Source organism: Roseateles sp. GW835-FHT13E02 (assembly GCF_058794035.1).
This window is the reverse complement of the sequence record NZ_JBXAGJ010000005.1, coordinates 1-18,732: the sequence shown is the minus strand read 5'-3', so window position 1 is coordinate 18,732 and position 18,732 is coordinate 1. Positions and strand designations below refer to the sequence as shown.

The 18,732-nt window shown below is 68.0% G+C and carries 18 protein-coding genes; 9 read left to right on the top strand and 9 right to left on the bottom strand.

Annotated elements, in window-relative coordinates; translation table 11 throughout:
- Positions 1-187 precede the first annotated feature (187 nt).
- The gene (locus tag AC1Q6P_RS06265; RefSeq protein ID WP_492664949.1) at positions 188-1,171 is read right to left on the bottom strand and encodes a potassium channel beta subunit family protein; all 984 of its coding nucleotides are present in this window, start codon (positions 1,169-1,171) and stop codon (positions 188-190) included.
- 203 nt (positions 1,172-1,374) lie between these two features.
- Between AC1Q6P_RS06265 and AC1Q6P_RS06260 the strand changes: the two genes are divergently transcribed.
- The 6 genes from AC1Q6P_RS06260 (at position 1,375) to AC1Q6P_RS06235 (ending at position 8,407) form a co-directional block, all read left to right on the top strand.
- Complete coding sequence (locus AC1Q6P_RS06260; protein WP_492664950.1) at positions 1,375-3,156, top strand: alkaline phosphatase D family protein; 1,782 nt, start codon at positions 1,375-1,377, stop codon at positions 3,154-3,156.
- Positions 3,157-3,270: 114 nt separating this feature from the next.
- Positions 3,271-4,755, top strand: coding sequence for a hypothetical protein (locus AC1Q6P_RS06255; protein ID WP_492664951.1), 1,485 nt, complete (start codon positions 3,271-3,273; stop codon positions 4,753-4,755).
- Between the two features lie 89 nt (positions 4,756-4,844).
- Positions 4,845-6,113 carry an FAD-dependent monooxygenase gene (locus tag AC1Q6P_RS06250; protein WP_492664952.1) on the top strand — a complete coding sequence of 423 codons (1,269 nt, stop codon included), beginning with the start codon at positions 4,845-4,847 and terminating at the stop codon, positions 6,111-6,113.
- A gap of 47 nt (positions 6,114-6,160) precedes the next feature.
- Positions 6,161-6,814, top strand: a complete 654-nt coding sequence (locus AC1Q6P_RS06245; protein WP_492664953.1) for a hypothetical protein — start codon at positions 6,161-6,163, stop codon at positions 6,812-6,814.
- 208 nt (positions 6,815-7,022) lie between these two features.
- Positions 7,023-7,583 (top strand): neutral zinc metallopeptidase, encoded by a 561-nt coding sequence (locus AC1Q6P_RS06240; RefSeq protein ID WP_207795953.1) that lies wholly within the window; start codon positions 7,023-7,025, stop codon positions 7,581-7,583.
- An 11-nt stretch (positions 7,584-7,594) separates the two neighbouring features.
- The gene (locus AC1Q6P_RS06235; protein ID WP_492664954.1) at positions 7,595-8,407 is read left to right on the top strand and encodes a hypothetical protein; all 813 of its coding nucleotides are present in this window, start codon (positions 7,595-7,597) and stop codon (positions 8,405-8,407) included.
- A 9-nt stretch (positions 8,408-8,416) separates the two neighbouring features.
- Here AC1Q6P_RS06235 and AC1Q6P_RS06230 read toward each other — a convergent pair whose 3' ends face one another.
- Entirely contained in the window at positions 8,417-8,863 is a 447-nt protein-coding gene (locus tag AC1Q6P_RS06230) for a lactoylglutathione lyase (protein ID WP_492664955.1), read from the bottom strand.
- Between the two features lie 14 nt (positions 8,864-8,877).
- The gene (locus tag AC1Q6P_RS06225; RefSeq protein WP_492664956.1) at positions 8,878-10,185 is read right to left on the bottom strand and encodes an acyltransferase family protein; all 1,308 of its coding nucleotides are present in this window, start codon (positions 10,183-10,185) and stop codon (positions 8,878-8,880) included.
- A gap of 240 nt (positions 10,186-10,425) precedes the next feature.
- On the opposite strand from AC1Q6P_RS06225, the gene AC1Q6P_RS06220 reads away from it, so the two are divergent.
- Entirely contained in the window at positions 10,426-11,538 is a 1,113-nt protein-coding gene (locus AC1Q6P_RS06220; protein ID WP_492664957.1) for an ABC transporter substrate-binding protein, read from the top strand.
- Positions 11,539-11,557: 19 nt separating this feature from the next.
- Here AC1Q6P_RS06220 and AC1Q6P_RS06215 read toward each other — a convergent pair whose 3' ends face one another.
- The 3 genes from AC1Q6P_RS06215 to AC1Q6P_RS06205 all read right to left on the bottom strand — a co-directional run bounded on the left by AC1Q6P_RS06215 (position 11,558) and on the right by AC1Q6P_RS06205 (position 14,249).
- Positions 11,558-12,445 carry a DMT family transporter gene (locus tag AC1Q6P_RS06215; RefSeq protein ID WP_492664958.1) on the bottom strand — a complete coding sequence of 296 codons (888 nt, stop codon included), beginning with the start codon at positions 12,443-12,445 and terminating at the stop codon, positions 11,558-11,560.
- 74 nt (positions 12,446-12,519) lie between these two features.
- Positions 12,520-13,182 carry a cold shock domain-containing protein gene (locus tag AC1Q6P_RS06210; RefSeq protein ID WP_492664959.1) on the bottom strand — a complete coding sequence of 221 codons (663 nt, stop codon included), beginning with the start codon at positions 13,180-13,182 and terminating at the stop codon, positions 12,520-12,522.
- A 224-nt stretch (positions 13,183-13,406) separates the two neighbouring features.
- On the bottom strand, positions 13,407-14,249 hold the full coding sequence (locus tag AC1Q6P_RS06205; protein ID WP_492664960.1) for a hypothetical protein: 843 nt from the start codon (positions 14,247-14,249) through the stop codon (positions 13,407-13,409).
- A gap of 144 nt (positions 14,250-14,393) precedes the next feature.
- Here AC1Q6P_RS06205 and AC1Q6P_RS06200 point away from each other — a divergent pair, with 144 nt between their 5' ends.
- Complete coding sequence (locus tag AC1Q6P_RS06200; RefSeq protein ID WP_492664961.1) at positions 14,394-15,131, top strand: hypothetical protein; 738 nt, start codon at positions 14,394-14,396, stop codon at positions 15,129-15,131.
- Between the two features lie 27 nt (positions 15,132-15,158).
- Here AC1Q6P_RS06200 and AC1Q6P_RS06195 read toward each other — a convergent pair whose 3' ends face one another.
- Entirely contained in the window at positions 15,159-15,737 is a 579-nt protein-coding gene (locus AC1Q6P_RS06195) for an NnrU family protein (RefSeq protein ID WP_492664962.1), read from the bottom strand.
- 149 nt (positions 15,738-15,886) lie between these two features.
- Between AC1Q6P_RS06195 and AC1Q6P_RS06190 the strand changes: the two genes are divergently transcribed.
- The gene (locus AC1Q6P_RS06190) at positions 15,887-17,107 is read left to right on the top strand and encodes a M24 family metallopeptidase (protein ID WP_171828103.1); all 1,221 of its coding nucleotides are present in this window, start codon (positions 15,887-15,889) and stop codon (positions 17,105-17,107) included.
- A gap of 50 nt (positions 17,108-17,157) precedes the next feature.
- Here AC1Q6P_RS06190 and AC1Q6P_RS06185 read toward each other — a convergent pair whose 3' ends face one another.
- Positions 17,158-17,739 (bottom strand): hypothetical protein, encoded by a 582-nt coding sequence (locus AC1Q6P_RS06185; protein WP_492703105.1) that lies wholly within the window; start codon positions 17,737-17,739, stop codon positions 17,158-17,160.
- A gap of 54 nt (positions 17,740-17,793) precedes the next feature.
- Positions 17,794-18,612: a carbon-nitrogen hydrolase family protein gene (locus tag AC1Q6P_RS06180; protein ID WP_492664964.1), complete on the bottom strand. Its 819-nt coding sequence runs from the start codon at positions 18,610-18,612 to the stop codon at positions 17,794-17,796.
- Between the last annotated feature and the right edge of the window lie 120 nt (positions 18,613-18,732).

The window sequence follows — 18,732 nt, the reverse complement described above, 5'->3', positions numbered from 1 at the left end:
CCCGGGCAGCAGGAAGCAGCACAAGCCCAACAGCCACGCCACGAGCTGCGCCCGCTGCCGCAGGGGCGCAGGCCGCGGAGGGCTGGGGCAGCGGATACAGCAGGCTTCGTCTTCCATCACGCCGGATGGTAGGGCATGGCTGCCCCGCGCATGCCCGGAACTACCGGACACTCCGCCACCTTCAGCGTCAGCGCGACAGCGGCTGGGTGATGGCGTCGATGCGGGCCAGCACCTCGGGCGTGAGCTTGGGCGTCAAGGACAGGGCGCCCAGGTTGTCCTGCAGCTGCGGCAGCTTGCTGGCACCGAGGATGACGGTGCTGACCTGCGGGTTGCGATTGGCCCAGGCGATGGCCAGCTGGGCGACATTGCCGCCCAGATCGGCCGCCACCCGCTCCAGCTCGGCCACGGCCTTGTTCTTGGCCGCATCCTGCAGCTGCTCGCGCATCCAGGCCATGTTCTCCAGCGCGCCGCGGCTGCCTTCCGGAATGCCTGCCTTGTACTTGCCGGTCAGCAGGCCCGAGGCCAGGGGGCTCCAGGTCGTCAGGCCCAGGCCGATGTCCTGGTACAGGCGGGCGTACTCCTGCTCGACGCGCTGGCGGTGGAAGAGGTTGTACTGCGGCTGCTCCATCACCGGCTTGTGCAGATGATGGCGCTCGGCGATCTCCCAGGCGGCGCGGATGTCGGCGGCCGACCACTCGCTGGTGCCCCAGTACAAGGCCTTGCCCTGGGTGATCATGTCGCTCATCGCATGCACGGTCTCCTCGATCGGCGTGTGCGGATCGGGGCGGTGGCAGTAGACCAGGTCGATGAAGTCCAGCTGCATGCGCGCCAGTGAACCGTCAATCGCCTGCATCAGGTACTTGCGGTTGAGCGTGTCCTTGCGGTTGACGGTGTTGTTGCCCTCGCCACCCAGGCCCCAGTAGAACTTGGTGGACACCACGTACTGCAGGCGCGGCCACTTCAAGGCCTTGAAGGCCTCGCCCATGACGCGTTCGCTTTGCCCCAGGGCATAGACCTCGGCGTTGTCGAAGAAGTTGACGCCGGCATCGAAGGCGGCAGCCAGCATCTCGGTGGCGGCATGCGTGTCCACCTGGTTGTGGTACGTGACCCAGGAGCCCAGGGACAGCTCGGACACTTGCAGGCCGCTGCGGCCCAGACGACGGTATTGCATGGATGGGTTCTCCGGCCGCCACAGGCGGCATCTTGTCAGCAAAGGATGGAGGGTAGCCGAGCTGGATCGCTTGCGCTGTGCGCACGGCATTGCCCGAGGAACTGGGGAGGGCACTCTAGAGTCGCATTTTTCGCGACGCTGTCACCGAGCCTGCCCAGAATGCGCCGCTTCGCAGACACTGCCGCAACCCTCGCCACCGCACCATGACGACGCCCACCAAGCAACACAATCTCCTCCAGCCCGCCCTCGGCGACAGCAGCCGCCGGCATTTCGTGCGCGGCTCCGTGGCCCTGGCCGCCAGCGGCAGCGGCCTGCTGGGCGCCCTGAGCCTGAGCGGCTGCGGCAGCAGCGACAGCAGCCCGGAGAGCAAGGAGCCGCCGGCGCTGCCCGTGGTCTTCACCCACGGCGTGGCCAGCGGTGACCCGCAGAACGACCGCGTGATCCTGTGGACCCGCGTGCGCGCGGCCGACAGCAGCGATCTGCGTGAGCTGACGCTGCGCTGGGAAGTGGCCAGCGACACCGACTTCAAGACCGTGATCGCTTCGGGCACGGCCCAGGCCGCCGCAACGCGCGACCACACCGTCAAGGTGGACGCCACCGGCCTGCAAGCCGGCCAAAGCTACTACTACCGCTTCAGCTGCAACGGCCGCAACTCCGAGGTCGGCAAGACCAAGACCCTGCCCAGCGGCGACGCCGTCAGTCAGGTGAAGATGGCCGTGTTCTCCTGCGCCAACTACCCGGCCGGTTATTTCAACGTCTACGCCGAGGCGGCCAAGCGCGACGATCTCGATGTGGCCGTCCACCTGGGCGATTACCTCTACGAATATGGCCGTGGCGGCTATGCCAGCGAGCAGGCCAAAACCCTGGGCCGCGAGGTCGAGCCGGCCGGCGAAACCATCGCCCTGGACGACTACCGCCGTCGCTACGCCCAGTACCGCGCCGATGCCGACCTGCAGCGCCTGCATGCCAAGCTGCCGATGATCGCCGTCTGGGACGACCACGAGATCACCAACGACGCCTGGATGAACGGCGCCGAGAACCACCAGCCCGCGACCGAAGGTGACTACGCCAAGCGCAAGGCAGCGGCCATCCAGGCCTACCACGAGTGGATGCCGATCCGCAGCCAGACGAACCCCGAGCAGATCTACCGCAGCTTCACGTTCGGCAATCTGCTGGACTTGCACATGCTGGACACGCGCATCGTCGGTCGCGACGAGCCGCTGGACTATGCCAAGTACACCGGCGCCAACGGCTTCGACGCCGTCAGCTTTGGCAAGGACATGGCCCGGGCCGACCGCCAGCTGCTGGGTGCGGCGCAAAACGGCTGGCTGCAGCAGCAACTGGCCGCCTCCGGCGCCACCTGGCAGGTCTTGGGCCAACAGGTGCTGATGGGCCGCATGAACATCCCCGCGCCCATCCTGTTTGAAGCCAACTACCCGGGCACCGGCGTCAGCGTCTCGGCCTACGCCGCCATGGTGGCCAAGTCGCAGCTGGCACCGGCCACGCTGACAGCACAAGAACGCGCCGTGCTGGCCCAGCCCTCCATCCCCTACAACCTCGATGCCTGGGACGGCTACGCCGCCGCACGCGAGACAGTCCTCGCCACGGCCCGCCAGCTCAACAAGAACCTGGTGGTGCTGGCCGGTGACACGCACAACGCCTGGGCCAGCGATCTGCAAGACCTGGCCGGCAACCAGGTGGGCGTGGAGTTCGCCACCTCGTCGGTCACCTCGCCGGGCTTCGAGGTCTACCTGCCCAAGGAAACGCCCCAGGTGCTGGCCGGCGCGCTGACCCAGCTGATCGGCCCGCTGGAATATGCCGACACCTCGCGCCGCGGCTTCATGGTCATCACCGCCACCGCGCAGGAATGCCGTTCGGACTGGGTCTACGTCAGCACCATCACCAGCCGCGAGTACACGGCCAGCGTGGGCAAATCGCTCAAGGTGCTGCCGGGCCAAGGCCAGCGCCGCCTCGTGGCGGTCTGAATTTCCCCCTCTGTCGGGGGAGCGCGCCACAAACCCAGGGGGAACCCTGAGGGGCGTGCGGGAAGCCCCAGCCTAGACTCGCGCCTTTTTCGACCAAAACAAGGACGAGGGACGATGGAAAAAGCAGGCTTGAGCTGGGGCGCGCTGTGCGCCAGTGGGCTGGTGGCGTTGACGGCAACGGGCTGTGGCGGTGGTGGCGGCAGCGAAACCACGCCACCGCCGCCGCCGCCGCCGGCCAAGCTGTCGGTGCAAGGCGGCAAGGTCATCGACGGCTATGTCAGCGGCGCCACCGTCTGGCTGGACATCAACGGCAACCACCTCAAGGATGCCGATGAGCCATCCACCGTCTCCAAAGCCGCCGGAGCCTACCAGCTGGAGCTGAGCGAGCCGCAACGCGCCTGCCTGCCGTATTCCACGCTCTACGTGGACGTGCCCGTGGGCGCGGTGGACGAAGACAGCGGCCCGGTGAAGGAGGCCTACCAGATGGCCATCGCCCCGCAGTTCCAACCCATCAGCGTGGATCAGGTGCTGAACATTTCGCCCCTGACCACCGCCATCTGGGACCAGGTGCGCACCCGCATCACTGCCAGCGACCCCAAGCTCAGCAGCTGCGAGCAGCTGCGCCAGAACCAGAGCCTGCGCGAAACCATGATCCACGAGATCAAGACCGTGATGGGCGATCTGGTGCGCCGACATAACCTGTCGGAAGCACGCATCCATGACGACTTCATCAAGTCCAAGGACGAGCAGAGCTACAAGCTGGCCCAGGACATCGTCAAGGGTCTGAAGGCCGGCTACGCCTACAAACGCCAGCTGCACGCCCAGTACCCCGACGCCACCTTCATCCGCGCCGAGGTCTACCGCGGCCGCGGCACGCGGCAGTTCGATGACCAAGCCGGCGTCTGGTATCGCAACGCCTCGGTCTGGCGCCCCAGCGGCTACCTCAACGAATGGGTGGTGCTGGACGAGAACCTGAGCAAGATCCAGCGCGTGCTCAATCTGCGTCGCCAGGACAGCCAGCCCTGGGGTGCCGCCACGCTCAAGACCACCCGCACCGCCTACAACTTCCAGAACGATGGCAGCGACTACCTGTGCAAGCTCAACGAGGCCGTGGAACAGAGCAAGGACGGCGTGCGATACGAGCTGGTGGTGCACTACGAGGACCCCAAGCGCGAGGCCGATCCGCAAGCCTGCTTCAACGCGGCCCATGCGGCCAGCCCCGGCCCCGTGGGCCTGCGCGAGTACTACACTGACTACCGGGTGGGCCAGGTGTCCTATCTGAGCAATCTGCGCTTCTATGCCGAGCAGCCCGAGCACGCCCTGCTCAAGGACTGGGAGCGGCTGCAGGGCAAGAGCGCCCAGCTGGACTTCGCCAGCGTGATCCAGCGCATGGCCGCCAGCGGCTACCGCTTCGAGGACGAGGTCAAGCTCCCGGTGTTCAGCTGGCTCAAGCGCTCCACCGACGACAGCCAGCTGCGCATCACCATCGAGAAGAGCAACACCGGCCCCTGGACTCGAACCAGCACCCTGGCCGATGGCACTAGCCGCAAGGAGTGCAGCGCCGACCAGGGCAAGACCTGGGGCAGCTGCGGCGGCTGAAGACCATCCGGGCAGCGGGCGGGTCGGCGCTGGCTATAGTGCCAACTTGCCCGCTTTAGCCGGCCTCTTCTCGCCCCGCTGCTGCACCCATGCCCGCCTCTTCTCCCACGTCCTCCTCGACCCCCGACGCCACACCGCTGCGCCTGGCCATCATCGGCGCCGGCCCGGCCGGCCTGAGCCTGGCCTTGCTGGCCGCGCAGCGCCTGCCGCAAGCCCAGGTGACGCTGTTCGACGCGCGGCCGCTGGACCAGGATGTGTCGGGCGACCCGCGCACCCTGGCCCTGGCTCTGGGCAGCGTGCAGCTGCTGCAGCGCCTGCAGGCCTGGGATGCGGAGGCCGCGCAGGCGATTCTCGAGGTCAGCGTCAGCCAGGCGCCGCCCACGCTGAGCCACCCGCTGTTCGGCCCCAGCCAGGAGCCCGAGGTGCGCCTGAGCGCGGCCGAGCAAGGCGTGCCGCAGCTGGGCGCGGTGCTCAGCTATGGCCAGCTGGTGGCGCCGATGCAGGCCGCCTGGCAGGCGCGCGTGCAGGCCGAGCCGGGCCGCTTGTTCAGCCGCTTTGGCACACCGGTGCAGGGCTTGAAGCCGCTCTCGCCCGGGGTGGAGATCGATGCCGGCGTGGCCGAGAGCTTCGATCTGGCGGTGGTGGCCGAGGGCGGCGTGTTTGCCGAGCAGGCGCGCAAGGCCGTTTCGCACGATTACCAGCAGAACGCCTGGGTCGGCAGCGTCATCCTGGCCGAGGACAGCCCGCCGGGTCTGGCCTTCGAACGCTTCACCCGCAACGGCCCGCTGGCCCTGCTGCCGCTGCGCCCGCGCGACGGTCAACGCCGCGCGGCCCTGGTCTGGTGCATGCCCCAGGCCGACGATGACATCGCCTCGCTCAGCGACGCGCAGCGCCTGGCCGTGATCCAGAGCCTGCTGCCGGCGCGCGTGGGCACGCTGCAGGGCATCAGCCCGCTCAAATGCTTTGCCCTGGGCCTGAACGCCAAGCGCAGCCTGGTCGAGGGTCAGGTCGTGCGCATCGGCAATGCCGCCCAGACCCTGCACCCGGTCGCCGGCCAGGGCCTGAACCTGGGCCTGCGCGATGCCTATGCGCTTGTCGAGGCCCTGGTGCAGGGCCAGGCCCGCAGCAGCGAGCCGGGGCTGCCGGCACTCTGGGTCAGCCAGGCGCTGCGCCGGGTCGAGTGGCAGCGCGCCCCCGACCGCTGGAGCATGATCGCGGCCACCGACTTCCTGGCCCGCAGCTTCGCCTGGCGCTGGCCGGGTCTACCGGCCGTGCGCGGCCTGGCCCTGGCCGGGCTGCAGCAGATCCCGCCGCTGAAGAAGGCGCTGGCGCGGCAGATGATGTTCGGCCGGCGCTGAGCGCGCCTTCCCCCCTCCGCAGCGAACCCCAGGAAAACGAGCCCACCATGCCTGCCCTGCCCCGATCGACCGGCCCCTGGACTGCCGCCCTGCTGCTGGCTTGCAGCCACACGCTGGCCCCGGCAGCGAGCCTAGCACCGGCCACAAGCCCGGTGGTGCAAGCGGCACCCCTGGTCTCGGTGCAGGCCCATCAGCAATTCTTCGACCAGTTGCGCAGCCTCTGCGGACAGGCCTTCGAAGGCCGCGTGGTGCAAGACCAGCCCAAGAGCGGCCGCGGCTTTGAAGGCCGTCTGCTGATGCATGTGCGGCGCTGCAGCGAGCGCGAGATCCAGATCCCTTTCCATGTCGGAGAGGATCATTCCCGCACCTGGATCATCAGCCAGACCGGCTCGGGCCTGAGCCTCAAGCATGACCACCGCAAAGCCGATGGCCGCAGCGATGCGTCGACCATGTACGGCGGCCACACCCGCGAGGCCGGTTGGCCGCAACTGCAGTCCTTCCCGGCCGACCCCTACAGCCAGGAGCTGTTCCTGCGCCAGGGCATGGCCGCTTCGGTCGGCAATATCTGGCAGTTGATGATCCACACCGAGCTCAAGAGCTTCAGCTACCGCCTGCTGCGTGAAAGCCGCGAGTTCCGCGTCGACTTCGACCTCAGCCAGCCGGTGCCGCCGCCGCCGGCCCCCTGGGGCTACAGCGACTGAACTGTCTCATTGCGGCCTCGCCCTGTAAGAGCTTGCAGGCGGGTTAACGCGGGTTTGCCATGGAAACCCTCAGCCGGGAGGCTGACGGCCTGCCCATACTTTCAGGCAGGCGCACAAGCTGTTGACGTGTGCGCAGCGACGGCCCCACCTCACCCGGTGAGGCCTTCTTTTCTTCCTCATCTCAACACAGCCTGAGAGAACAACAGCCATGAAAACTGCACGCATTCACGGCCTGGCCCAAGCGGCCGCTGCCCTGACCCTGGCCCTGGGCTTGATGCCCGCCGGCGCCGCCACGGTGAACAACACCTACATCCAGAACTCGGCCACCGAGATCCGCGGCCAGCTGGGCGGCTATGCCCGCCCCACGGTGTATGTGAACCAGCGCGCCTGCGGCGAGCCCTCGCCCAGCGCCTTTGCCTGCGGCCCCTACACCATCAGCGTCGGCACCTCCTTCCTGCAAGGCCAGGAGAACAGCTACGGCAACTACGTGGCCAAGTTCATCATCGCCCACGAGTGGGGCCACTCGATCCAGTTCACCCGCGGCATCAACAAGCGCGCGCCCATGCAAGAGCTGCAGGCCGATTGCGTCGGCGGCACCTTTGCCAAGTACGCACAGACCACGCTGCGCTACCCCAGCTTCATTGAGTCGGCCGTGCGCTCGGCCCGGGCCGCGGCGGACTACTCGACCCATGGCACGCCGTCGCAGCGCGACTACTACTCGCGCTACGGCTATGCCAACGGTCTGAACGCCTGCCTGACCCGCATCTGATGAAAGCGGCCATGACTCCCACCCGCTGGGGCATGGCCGCCGCCCTGCTGGCCAGCGGACTGATGGTCTGGTGGCAGCAGGACGAGGCAGCCCAGGAACAAGCCCGAGCGGCCGAGCAAGCGGCCCGTGCCGCCGCCGCCTCGCAGCCGGCCGAACCCGGCAATGCCTTGCGCGATCTTTTTGGCGCCGTGGATCAGCCCCTGCCGCGCGGCCCCAAGGCCAGCGAGCCCGGGCACGAGCACGCGGCCCATGATCACAGCCATGACAACCCCTGGCAGATGGCCGGCGCGTCCACCGAAGCGGCCGATGCCTTGTCACCCCAGGGCGAGCTCAGTGCCGAGGACAAGGCCATCAACGAGAACCTGCGTCGCCTGGGCTATCAGATCCACGAGCGTTACTACCAGATGCCACTGACCCAGCTGCGTCAGGCCGCCGCCGCCAAGGATGTGCAAGCCCTGACCCATCTGGCCGAGCGCTATCTGTTTGCCCTCGACGGCAAGCCCCAAGACCCCGAGCACGAGCCCGGCTTCCCCTACCGCGAAGCGGCTCGCACGGCGCTGACCGAGGCCTACCTGCGCGGCAATCTGCATGCCGCGGCCATGATCTCGGAGACCTATCTGCTGGAAAAACGGCCGCTCGATGCGGCCGCCTGGAACCTGATCGCCCGCCGCTCGGGCGATGAGCTCAGCGCCGACTGGTTTGTGCGCACCCAGGACTACCAGCAGCTCGGCGAAGCGGCCCGCCAGGAGGCGGCCCAAAAGGCCGAGGCCTTGTGGGCGCAGCTGGAACAAAGCCGCAAAAAGAGCGGCAGCGGCACGGGCTGAGAACTGGGCTTACCAGGACCCGGTGTTGGCCATGGAGGCCCAGGGCTCGGCCGGCGCCAGGGCCGGGCCGTCCTGCAGCAGCTCGACCGAGATGCCATCGGGCGAGCGCACAAAAGCCATGCGGCCGTCGCGCGGCGGGCGCAGCACGGTCACGCCGTGGTCGGCCAGGCGCTGGCAGGCGGCGTAGATATCGGGCACGGCAAAGGCCAGGTGGCCGAAATTGCGGCCACCGGTGTAGACCTCGCCTTGGCCATTGGCATCGGGCCAGTTGTAGGTCAGCTCGACCTGGGGCTGGTACTTGCCAGCTTCATCGCCGGGCGCAGCCAGGTACAGCAGGGTGAAGCGGCCGGCTTCGTGCTCGCTGCGGCGCACCTCGACCAAGCCCAGGGCATCGCGGTAGAACTTCAGCGAAAGCTCCAGGTCGGTCACGCGGACCATGGTGTGCAGGTATTTCATCGGCTTCCTCGTGCTCAGCGGGCCTCTGGGCCCGCCTCGGCGGTGGTGGTGTGGGGGACAAGGCTGCCGATTGTCGCGGCGGAACGGCCGGCCTGCACGGCCGGGGTCTTGGGGCGATCCACGCCCAGCAGCAAGGCCAGCGGCGCTGGCAGCCATGCACGAACCACCCCATAAGCCAGCGTGCAGAATGCCCAGGTGGCAGCGATCAGCAGCAGGCCCTCGGGCAGCGGCGCCAGGTGCAGGGGCGCCAGGGCCTGGGTCAGCAGCACGATCACCGTCTGATGCAGGATGTAGACGCAGAACACGGCAGCGCTGAGCCGGCGGCGCCAGGCCGAGTCCACATCAAGATGCCGGAAGGCAAAGCCGCAAGCCGCCGCCGTGGCCCACCATTGCAGCAGACCCCAGACACAGCGCATCAGGGCGCGCAGGCCCTCCGGCGGCGTGGCCTTGGCATAGGCCTCGAAATAGACCATCAGCAGCGCCCAGGCCAGCACGGCGCCGACCAGGGCCGGCCAGCGCAGCGCACTCAGGCGCTGCCAAAAAGCCCGCCCGGCCTGCGAGGCCACCATGCCCATCAGGAACAGGCTCAGGTATTGGGCGTGGTTGTACCAATCCCAGGTCAGGTTGTGGGTGGAAGGGAAAGCACCGGCCAACTGGCGCGCCAGCATCAGCGGCAGGGCCAGGCCCAGCAGCAGACCCCAGGGTCCCAGGCCCGCTAACCGCTGACCCAGACCCGCCAGCCAGGCCGGCGCGCGGCGCAGCAGCGTGATGCCGATCCAGCCATACACCCAGAGGTAAGGCAGGAACCAGAGGTGGTTCCAGGTGGGCAGGCTCAGGCATTTGCGACGGCCTTCTTCCGCGAAGCAAAAGCCATCAAAGCCCTGCAGATACTGCCGCATGAACTCGAGGTAAGAGCCTGGGTAGGCCAGCTTCTGCACCACCTCGAAATAGCTCTGCGGCGGCACGATGAGCAACATGCCGAAGACCAAGGGCAGCAACAGGCGGGCACTGCGCTGACGCAGCAGGCCGGAGGGCTGGCCCGGCCGCAAGGCCTGCTCGCGCCCCCAGGCCTGGGCCAGGGCCACGCCGCCGACGAAGAACAGCAGGCCCAGACGCCAGGGCGAGCTCATCAGCATCAGCGGCTCCAGCGTCTCACTGGCGGCGGGGCTTTTGACATGCCAGCCCCAGCTCACGTAGTACATGCCCACGTGATAGGGCACCAGCAGGCCAAAGGCCAGGATGCGCAACCAGTCGATGAAGAACAGCCGCGATTCGGTCGCGGGCGTGTTCGGCGGGGTGATGGAGGGGCTGGGTGTGTTCATGGCCGAAGCATCGCCGCCCTCCCCCGCGAGCGCCAAGCAAATGGGGTGAGCGGGCCTTGGTCTGGGGCGAGTTGGCAGCGGTTCTTTCACCCCCAGGCGCCGCGCGGGTCACGAAACCCGGGATCTGAATCATTTGCTCACACAGAGGCCGCGTTTCGGCCCGGGCGAGTCGGACGGGCTTTGCCACAATCGCAGCCGTTCAAGAATGAACATCGAGCTCAACGAGAAAGCGTGCCCACCATGATCCCCTTGCGTCGCCTTGCATTGGCCCTGTGCTGCAGCCTGGGCCTGACGGCCACCGCCATGGCCCAGATCAAGATCGGCCAAACGGCGGGGTTCAGCGGCCCGGTGGCCGCCGGGGTCAAGGAGACCACCGAGGGCGCCAAGCTCTACCTGAACGCGATCAACGCCGCCGGGGGCGTCAACGGCCAGGCCATCGAGCTGATCTCGCTGGACGACAAGTTCGAGCCCGCCCTGGCCGCCGAGAACGCCAAGAAGCTGATCGACCAGGGCGTGATCGCCCTGTTCCTGAACCGCGGCACGCCGCACAGCCAGGCCATCCTGCCCCTGCTGGCCGAACACAAGCTGGCCCTGGTGGCGCCCTCGACCGGCGCCATGCTGCTGCACAAGCCGGTCAACCCGTATGTGTTCAATGTGCGCGCCACCTACCAGCGCGAGGCCGAACGCGCCATCCAGCACCTGGCCGGCATGGGCATGGCCCGTATCGCCCTGGTCCAGGTGGACGACAGCTTTGGTGCCGACGCGGCCACCGGCGCGCTCAAGGGTTTGCAGGCCGCCAAGCTGCAGCCCCTGGCCCACCTGAAGTTCCCACGCGACAAGCCCGAGATGGCGCCGCTGATGGCCCAGCTGGCCAAGGCCGATGCCCAGGCCCTGCTCTTCATCGGCGCCGGTGCGGCCGTGGCCGATGGCATCAAGGCCTTGCGTGCCGCGGGCTCGGCCGCCCAGGTCGTGACCCTGTCCAACAACGCCTCCTCGGGTTTCATCAAGCAGCTGGACACCCTGGGCCGCGGCATCATCGTCAGCCAGGTCTTCCCGTCCGAGCGCTCGCTCAACACCGCCATGATCCGCGAGGCCCAGGAGCTGGCCAAGGCCGCGGGCCTGAAGGAACTGACGCCCTCCAATGTCGAGGGCTTTGCCGCCGCCAAGGTGCTGGTGGCCGCCCTGCGCAAGGCCGGCAAGGACCTGAACCGCGCCGGCCTGCTGCGCGCACTCGACGGCCTGGGCAAGATCGATCTCGGCGGCCTGGAACTGCGCTTCAGCAGCAGCGACCACACCGGCATGGACTATGCCGATCTGGCCATCATCGGACCCGACGGCAAGTTCTGGCGTTGAGTGGCTGAGGCCGCTCAGTTCAGCGCCGCGCCAGCCACACCCCGGTGACCGCCACCACCATGCCGGCCAGAGCCAGGCCGTGCAGGGTCTCGCCAAACAAGGCCCAGGCAAACACCGCCGTGGTCGGCGGCACCAGGTAGAACAGGCTGGCTACATGGACGGCGCTGCCCTGGCGAATCAGCATGTGGAGCAAGCTGACCGCCCCCAGCGACAGCACCAACACCAGCCAGGCCAGGGCAAACACAAACGAGCCGCTCCAGCGCACTTCCAGGCTCTCCCCCCCAGCCCAGGCCGCCAAGCCGGTCAGAAGCAGGCAGGGCAGAAACTGAATCAGGGAGCCGGTGCGCAGATCAAACGCCGGGCAAAAACGCTTTTGATACAGCGTGCCCGCGGTGATGCCCAGCAGGGCGACAAACGCTGGCAGCAGCATGGCTTGCAGGGCCGGCGTGGCCAGCCCAGAGCCCAGCTTGTGGGCCAGCACCAGGCCGACACCGATCAGGCCCAGAGCCAGGCCCAGCCATTGCGCTGGCCGCACCCGTTCACCCAGGAACAAGCCGGCGCCCAGCGCCGTCAGAAGCGGCTGCAGCCCCACCAGCAAGGCCGTGATGCCGGCCGGCAAGCCCTGGGCAATCGCCGTGAACACCCCGCCCAGATAGACCCCATGCACCAGCAGACCCGAAACCGCGATGTGCACCCAGGCCCGGCTGCCTCGCGCCGGCCAGGGCGCTCGCGTCCACAGCACCACGGCGCCCATCAAGAGCAGCACCAGGGCATAGCGCAGGCTCAAAAAGGTCAGCGGCTGCGCATCAGGCAGCCCGTACTTGGCGCCGATGAAGCCGGTGCTCCACAGGGCCACAAACAAACAGGGATAGAACTGCGGAGGAACGAGGCGGGCGGCATCAGGCATGCGGCAGTATCGCCGCCAGGCCCGAGCGAAACCGCAACCGAGCGGGTATTCAGACGGCAGCCGCAGCCCTTGCCTCAGCCCTTGCCGCAGTGCTGTTCCTCGCAGGCCACACCATCCTGGTCGCCGTCCATCTGCACCCCGGGGCAGTGACGCAGGAAGTAGCTCGCCTCCGCGCAAGAACGCATCTGGCTGCAATGCGTGCGGCCGTCGCAGCGAAAGGACTCGGAAGAAGGCGCGAGCGCTGGAGCCGGCTCTGTGCTTTGCCCTGCGCCGGGCGGAGCGGCACTGATGCGTTGCAGTTCGCTCAGGCTCTGCCGGTAGTGCTTGTAACCGTAGGCTCCGAGCGAAGCCATCAAAACGACAAAGACCAGGGCGCGCCAGAAGGTCGAACCGCCGCTGAGCGCAGGCGGCGAGGCGAGAGCAGCGCCAACTCCGGCATGCCGATCCATCGCCGCCTTGCGCTCAAGCCGCTGCGCGGCTTCGCCCGGCAACGACGCCTCCAGTTCCCTGTCTCGGCCTGTACCCGCAGCCAAAGCCAGGCGCCTGACACGCAGCGCTTGCGGCTTGCCATCCTGGCCAGTGCCGAGATCAAAGTGCAGGGTCTCGCCCACGGTGGGCCGGCTGCCATCCTGCGCAAAGGCGCTGATATGCACAAACAACTCGCGCCCACCCTGGGTGGGCGCGATGAAGCCAAAGCCACGTTCGTCGTTCCAGGTTCTGAGAATGCCGCTGGACATGGTGCGCTGCCTCTGTCAGCACCGGTTGGCGCTCAAGCTTGCAAATCAGATCGAGCCTGGCCTCATTCACGCATGTTTGCGAGCTGGCAGAGGGCCGCTGCGATCACGTTCGGGCCGCTGTGCTGCGGCGTTAGCGCCGAGCATAGCAGCGCCCTGTCCCAGCATGAACCCAGCTGCCCACGGGTTTTCCCGGCCAGGCGGTGAGGCGCCAAACCGACAGCGGCTCAATCCACCGCCATGCTGTCAAACTGCAGCCGCAGATTGGACACCGCACCGCATCCCAACCCGCCACAGCCGGCCGTGACGCGCAGGCCACCAGAGAGCAGCAGAATCTCCCCTGCGCGGACCACGGCGCTGCCTCTGGCCGTGAACTGATGACCGCGAAACTCCAGGCGCCCAAATGAGATCTCTCCAATGCTGCTGCGCACCTCCACGCTGCGGAAGGACTGGGTGGCCATGTCGAAGATCGACAGCCGACCGAGCACCTGCGCACTGGCTCGGCCATAGCCCAGCAGGCCGAAGGCGGTCAAGGCACCGCTGACCCCGGCCGTGGCCCGGAAGCTGACCGTGCGGCTTGACGGGGCCACGGTCAAGGCACTGACAAAGGAGCTGTGCTCCACATGGCCGCCGGGGTTGTAGGCCGCCACGCTGATCCCCACGCGGCCCAGATTCGGAAACTTCTCATTGCGCGCGATGCCGAAGAATCCTCCGGCGGCACCCTGCCGCCCACCATCGAAGAACGGTGGGAACAAGGTGGGGTTGTGCCCCAGCACAAGCTCGGAATACGCCACGTCTTCGGCCACCGCTTGCTTGCACAAAGCGTGGATCTGGGCCGCCTGAGCCTGCGCGGTGCTGCCTTCGGCCGGCGTTGGTTCCTGACCGAGCACGGAACCGATCTCGTCGGCCTGGCGCTGCAAGGCCTTGAGATCGAGCTTGTGCTCACTCCAGGCCCGGGTATTCAGCTCCTGCACCAGATGCTTGAGCGCCGCCTCGCTCAAGCAGCGCAATTGCAAGTCCGGATTCAGAACTGCGGACTCGAAATCCGTGGATTCAATCGTTGCGGTCATGCCCATCGTTCACCCCCCAAAGCCAAGACCGGCGCAGTGTCGGGATCGCGCAGTGGATCGACCATCCCATGATTGGGACTTGATCCAAAGGGCTCGCGATGGCCGGTATGCGGTGGGCCACTGAACCCCGCAAAATAGCGCCCCATGAACGACAACCGACTGCAACAGGAGTTGCAACGCCTCTACGGCAGCCACGACCCCGCCGTGGCTGCACCGGCGCGCGCGGCCGTGCTGGAACTGGCCCGCCCCGCCGACTGGACCGCCTTGGGCGCCCTCTGGCGCGGCGTGCAAAGCGATCTGGGTCTGCCAGCGCCGGCCATCGCCGTCAACGGCCGCGACGGATTCCAGCTCTGGTTTGCGCTGACCGAGGACGGCCTGGCGGCAGAAGCCGACGCCTTGCTCCAGGCCCTGGTGCGCGCCTACCTGGCCGAGCTCCGGCCGGCGACACGGCTGCTGCGGTGGACTTCGAGCTCGCAGACAACAGCACCCAGCCTGCCGCCGCAGCGGGCAGCGCCCGGCCAGTGGTCCGCCTTTGTCGCCCCCGATCTGGCCCCGGTCTTCAGCGAAGAGCCTTGGCTGGACACCGAGCCCGGCCCCGAGGCCCAAGCCGAGGTGCTCAGCCGCCTGAGCTGCATCCCAGCCACGCAGCTGCGCGCCGCGCTCGCATCCCTGGATCACACCATCGGCCGCGCGCCCACCCCACCCTCAACCAGCACGGCCCCGGCGGCGCCCCAGCCCCATGCGGCCCCTGCATTCCCGGACTGCGAGCCACGCCGCTTTCTGCTGCGCGTGATGAATGACGAAACCATCGCGATGGCGCTGCGCATCGAAGCCGCCAAGGCGCTGCTGCTTGCACCTTCGCAGCCCGAGCCCGGCGCTTGAATCACGCGCCGGCTTGATGCCTGCCCATCAGCCCATGGGGCGCACGCCGATCCAGGCCGCATGGGCCCAGAAGGCGAAGCCGGCCCAGGCAGCAGCGCCGATCAGCACGGTCAGGGCCGTGGCGATGGGCGTGCTGTTGAGGGCGGCGGGCGGCTGGGCGCGGTCGCGCTGGCGCGCGGCCCGGAAGCAGAGCACCGCCCAGACCAGAAAGCCACCGAACAGCAGCAGCTCGGCCAGCGTGTTGTTGGCCACCAGATGGGCCAGGGCCCAAACTTTGACGCTCAGGATCATCGGGTGGCGCAGCTTGGCCTTGATCGCATTGCCCGGCACGTAGGCGGCGGCCAGCAGGACGAAGGCCAGCAACGTCAGCAAGGCAGCCAGGTGGTTTATGCCCTTGGGCACGGCCCAGAGCGCCACGGGCGTCTGCCGGGCCAGGCCAAAGCCCCAGACGATGAGGCCGAAGCCCAGCAGCGACAGCAGGGTGTAGACCAGCTTCCAGCGCTGCGCGCCCATGCGGGCGATTTGGGCGCTGCGCCAGCCCTCGGCCACGATGCGCAGCGAATGGATGCCCAGAAAAATCACCAGGCCCAGGATCAGTTCAAGCATGAATCTCCGCCTCTCGATGTTGGATGGTTGGCTTGCCTCGGCCCGCTTTGTACGCGATGCGCCGCAAGCCTGCTGGCATCATGCGGTATTCTTTAAATATATTTAACCGGCCACATGGCCCCATCCCCTGCACACGGAGAGCACAGAACATGACACGAGGCGTGGGCGGCAGCACCGCATCCGAGGCCCTGGCCCATCTGGCCCGGCAGTTCCAAGACCGCGCGCCGGTCGCCCCGATTGGCCTGGCCGAATACCGCCAGCGGGTGGCCGCGGCACAAGCGCTGCTGAGGCAGCAAGGCCTGTCGGCGCTGTATGCCCATGCCGGCACGAATATGCGTTACTTCAGCGGCACGATCTGGCACCCGAGCGAACGCCTGGTCGGCCTGATCATCCCGGCCGAAGGCGAGCCGCAGTACATCGCCCCGGCATTTGAAGAGGGCACGCTGCGCGAGTACATGGTGCTGCCCGGTGCCCTGCATGTCTGGGAAGAGCACGAGAGCCCCTACGCGCTGTGCCGGCGCGTGCTGGCCGAGCTGGGCTTGGGCGCCAGCGCCAGCCGCCTGGCCATCAGCGAGGACACACCGCTGTTCGTGGTGGACGGCCTGCAGCGCGAGGGCCTGGCCTGGGTCAATGCCAAGCCGGTGACGGCGCCGCTGCGCATGCGCAAATCGAGCGCCGAGCTGGCCCTGATGCAGCGCGCACACGACATGACCCTGGCGGTGCAGCAGGCCGCCGCCAGCATCCTGCATGAGGGCATCAGCACCCGCGAGGTCGAGGCCTTCATCGCCGAGGGCCACCGCGCGGTCGGCGCGCGCGGCTCCTACTTCTGCATCGTGCTCTTCGGCCCGGCCACGGCCTTCCCGCATGGGGTGAAAGAAGCACAGCGCCTGCGCCCGGGCGATATGGTGCTGATCGACACCGGCTGCCTGGTCGAGGGCTATATGTCTGACATCACACGCAGCTATGTCTTCGGCACGCCGAGTGCGCGGCAGCGCGAGATCTGGAACCTGGAGCAAGCCGCGCAGGCCGCGGCCTTTGCGGCGGCGCAGATCGGCACGCCCTGCTGCGAGGTAGACCGCGCCGCTCGCCGCGTCATTGCCGCCGCAGGCCTCGGCCCGCGCTACGAACTGCCCGGCCTGCCTCACCGCACCGGCCACGGATGCGGCCTGGACATCCACGAATGGCCTTATCTGGTCGACAACGACAGCACGCCCCTGGCCGCCGGCATGTGCTTCAGCAACGAGCCCATGATTTGCGTGCCCGGTGAATTCGGCGTGCGCCATGAAGACCATGTCTACATGACCGAAACCGGCCCGCGCTGGTTCAGCCAGCCGGCGCATTCGATCGACAACCCCTTCGGCCTGGACTGAACAGGCGGTGCAGCCGCCCGGCTGCAGCCTTCAGGCCACCACTCAGGCGATCAATCGGGCCACTTGAGCTCCAGCAGTTCGCGCAGCAAGGTATTGACGTTGCTGCGGATCGCGCCCTCGCTGGCCATGCGCATGCGCTCGTTGGGGTCGAGGATGGCGGAGCCGAACTCGGCCGTGTGCTGGGTGCGCAGCTTGCGCTCGTAAATGGTGCGGCCGGTGCGCGATTCCATCAGGGTGTAACTCAGCGTCACTGCCACCTTGGCGTCCAGCACGGCCACCATGGGCTGGTCCAGCAGCATCAGGGTCACGCGCAGCTCGTAGCGCGCATCGGCCGGGCGCGGCGCATGCAGGCCGGTGTCGCGCAGCGATTCTTCCAGGGCCTCTTGCAGCGAGGCATTGCTGATCTTGGCGCCCCAGAATCGCCCGGTCGGCTGGCCACCCGACACCGGCATCAGCTGCACTTGCGCGCGCAAGCCGGGCGGCACCCAGCTGCGCAGCTGCAAGCTCTCGGCCAAGCTCAGGCGCATGGCGGGCGCATCGGCCGGCGTGCCGCAGCCGCTCAAGCCCACCGCCGCAAGGGCCAGCGGCAGCATCAGCAAGGCACGGCGGCGCGGCATGGGGTGATCGGGCATGGCAGGCATGAGGCGCGAAGCGGCAGAGTGGAGATGAAAAAGGAGCCCAGACCTTCAGAGCCGGCGGTGCTGCAGCGCCGGCAACTGGCTGCGCACTGCGGCCAGGCGCGCGGTATCCAGCTCGGCCAGCACCAGGCCCTCGCCTTCCGGCAGGCAGCCCAGCACCTCGCCCCAGGGGTCAACGATCATGGTGTGGCCCCAGGTCCTGCGGCCATTTTCATGCCGTCCACCCTGGGCCGGTGCCACGATATAGGCCTGGTTTTCGACCGCTCGGGCGCGCAGCAGCAGCTCCCAATGCGCCTGGCCCGTGGTGTAGGTGAAGGCCGAGGGCACGCAAAACAGATCGCAGGGCGGCCGGCCCGGCTGAAAACTCATCGCCCGGTAGAGCTCGGGGAAACGCAGGTCGTAGCAGACGCTCAGGCCGATGTTCAGCCCCTCGGCCTGCAGCATGACCGGCGCCGCGCCGGCCTCCAGCACCCGCCCCTCGTCGTAGGCCTCGCGGCCGTTGTCGTAGCGGAAGAGATGGATCTTGTCGTAGCGCGCCGCCAGCCGGCCATCGGGCGCGTAAACACAGCTGGCATTGCGTACACGCTCGGGGTCGGGGGTGCGCAGCGGCAAGGTCCCGCCCACCAGCCACAGGCCCAGCTCCGCCGCGGCATCGCGCAGCGCGCGCTGGATCGGAGCACTCGGGTCGCCTTCGGTCTCGGCCACCGCCAGCTTGTCGCGGTCCTGCAAGCCCATCAGGCAGAAGTACTCGGGCAAGGCCGCCAGCCGGGCGCCTTGCGCCGCGGCCTCGGCCAGCCAGTGGCGCGCCCGTGCGAGGTTGGCCGCCACATCGGGACCGGACACCATCTGAATCGCTGCGATCTTCATCGGTTCACCTTCGTTCTACGGACATTCAACAACCGGCTGCAATCGGCACGAAGCAGCCTTTGGTTTTGCTCGTGAGGCCCTGCAGCCCGTGCCGCCACCGGGCTCATGGTTCCGGGGTCG

Coding starts and splice junctions, on each gene's coding strand:
- AC1Q6P_RS06225 (WP_492664956.1), bottom strand. CDS start 10,185: ATGAACACACCCAGCCCCTCCATCACCCCGCCGAACACGCCCGCGACC.
- AC1Q6P_RS06185 (WP_492703105.1), bottom strand. CDS start 17,739: ATGCCCGATCACCCCATGCCGCGCCGCCGTGCCTTGCTGATGCTGCCG.
- AC1Q6P_RS06265 (WP_492664949.1), bottom strand. CDS start 1,171: ATGCAATACCGTCGTCTGGGCCGCAGCGGCCTGCAAGTGTCCGAGCTG.
- AC1Q6P_RS06255 (WP_492664951.1), top strand. CDS start 3,271: ATGGAAAAAGCAGGCTTGAGCTGGGGCGCGCTGTGCGCCAGTGGGCTG.
- AC1Q6P_RS06195 (WP_492664962.1), bottom strand. CDS start 15,737: ATGCTTGAACTGATCCTGGGCCTGGTGATTTTTCTGGGCATCCATTCG.
- AC1Q6P_RS06235 (WP_492664954.1), top strand. CDS start 7,595: ATGACTCCCACCCGCTGGGGCATGGCCGCCGCCCTGCTGGCCAGCGGA.
- AC1Q6P_RS06215 (WP_492664958.1), bottom strand. CDS start 12,445: ATGCCTGATGCCGCCCGCCTCGTTCCTCCGCAGTTCTATCCCTGTTTG.
- AC1Q6P_RS06230 (WP_492664955.1), bottom strand. CDS start 8,863: ATGAAATACCTGCACACCATGGTCCGCGTGACCGACCTGGAGCTTTCG.
- AC1Q6P_RS06210 (WP_492664959.1), bottom strand. CDS start 13,182: ATGTCCAGCGGCATTCTCAGAACCTGGAACGACGAACGTGGCTTTGGC.
- AC1Q6P_RS06190 (WP_171828103.1), top strand. CDS start 15,887: ATGACACGAGGCGTGGGCGGCAGCACCGCATCCGAGGCCCTGGCCCAT.
- AC1Q6P_RS06250 (WP_492664952.1), top strand. CDS start 4,845: ATGCCCGCCTCTTCTCCCACGTCCTCCTCGACCCCCGACGCCACACCG.
- AC1Q6P_RS06200 (WP_492664961.1), top strand. CDS start 14,394: ATGAACGACAACCGACTGCAACAGGAGTTGCAACGCCTCTACGGCAGC.
- AC1Q6P_RS06205 (WP_492664960.1), bottom strand. CDS start 14,249: ATGACCGCAACGATTGAATCCACGGATTTCGAGTCCGCAGTTCTGAAT.
- AC1Q6P_RS06180 (WP_492664964.1), bottom strand. CDS start 18,612: ATGAAGATCGCAGCGATTCAGATGGTGTCCGGTCCCGATGTGGCGGCC.
- AC1Q6P_RS06220 (WP_492664957.1), top strand. CDS start 10,426: ATGATCCCCTTGCGTCGCCTTGCATTGGCCCTGTGCTGCAGCCTGGGC.
- AC1Q6P_RS06245 (WP_492664953.1), top strand. CDS start 6,161: ATGCCTGCCCTGCCCCGATCGACCGGCCCCTGGACTGCCGCCCTGCTG.
- AC1Q6P_RS06260 (WP_492664950.1), top strand. CDS start 1,375: ATGACGACGCCCACCAAGCAACACAATCTCCTCCAGCCCGCCCTCGGC.
- AC1Q6P_RS06240 (WP_207795953.1), top strand. CDS start 7,023: ATGAAAACTGCACGCATTCACGGCCTGGCCCAAGCGGCCGCTGCCCTG.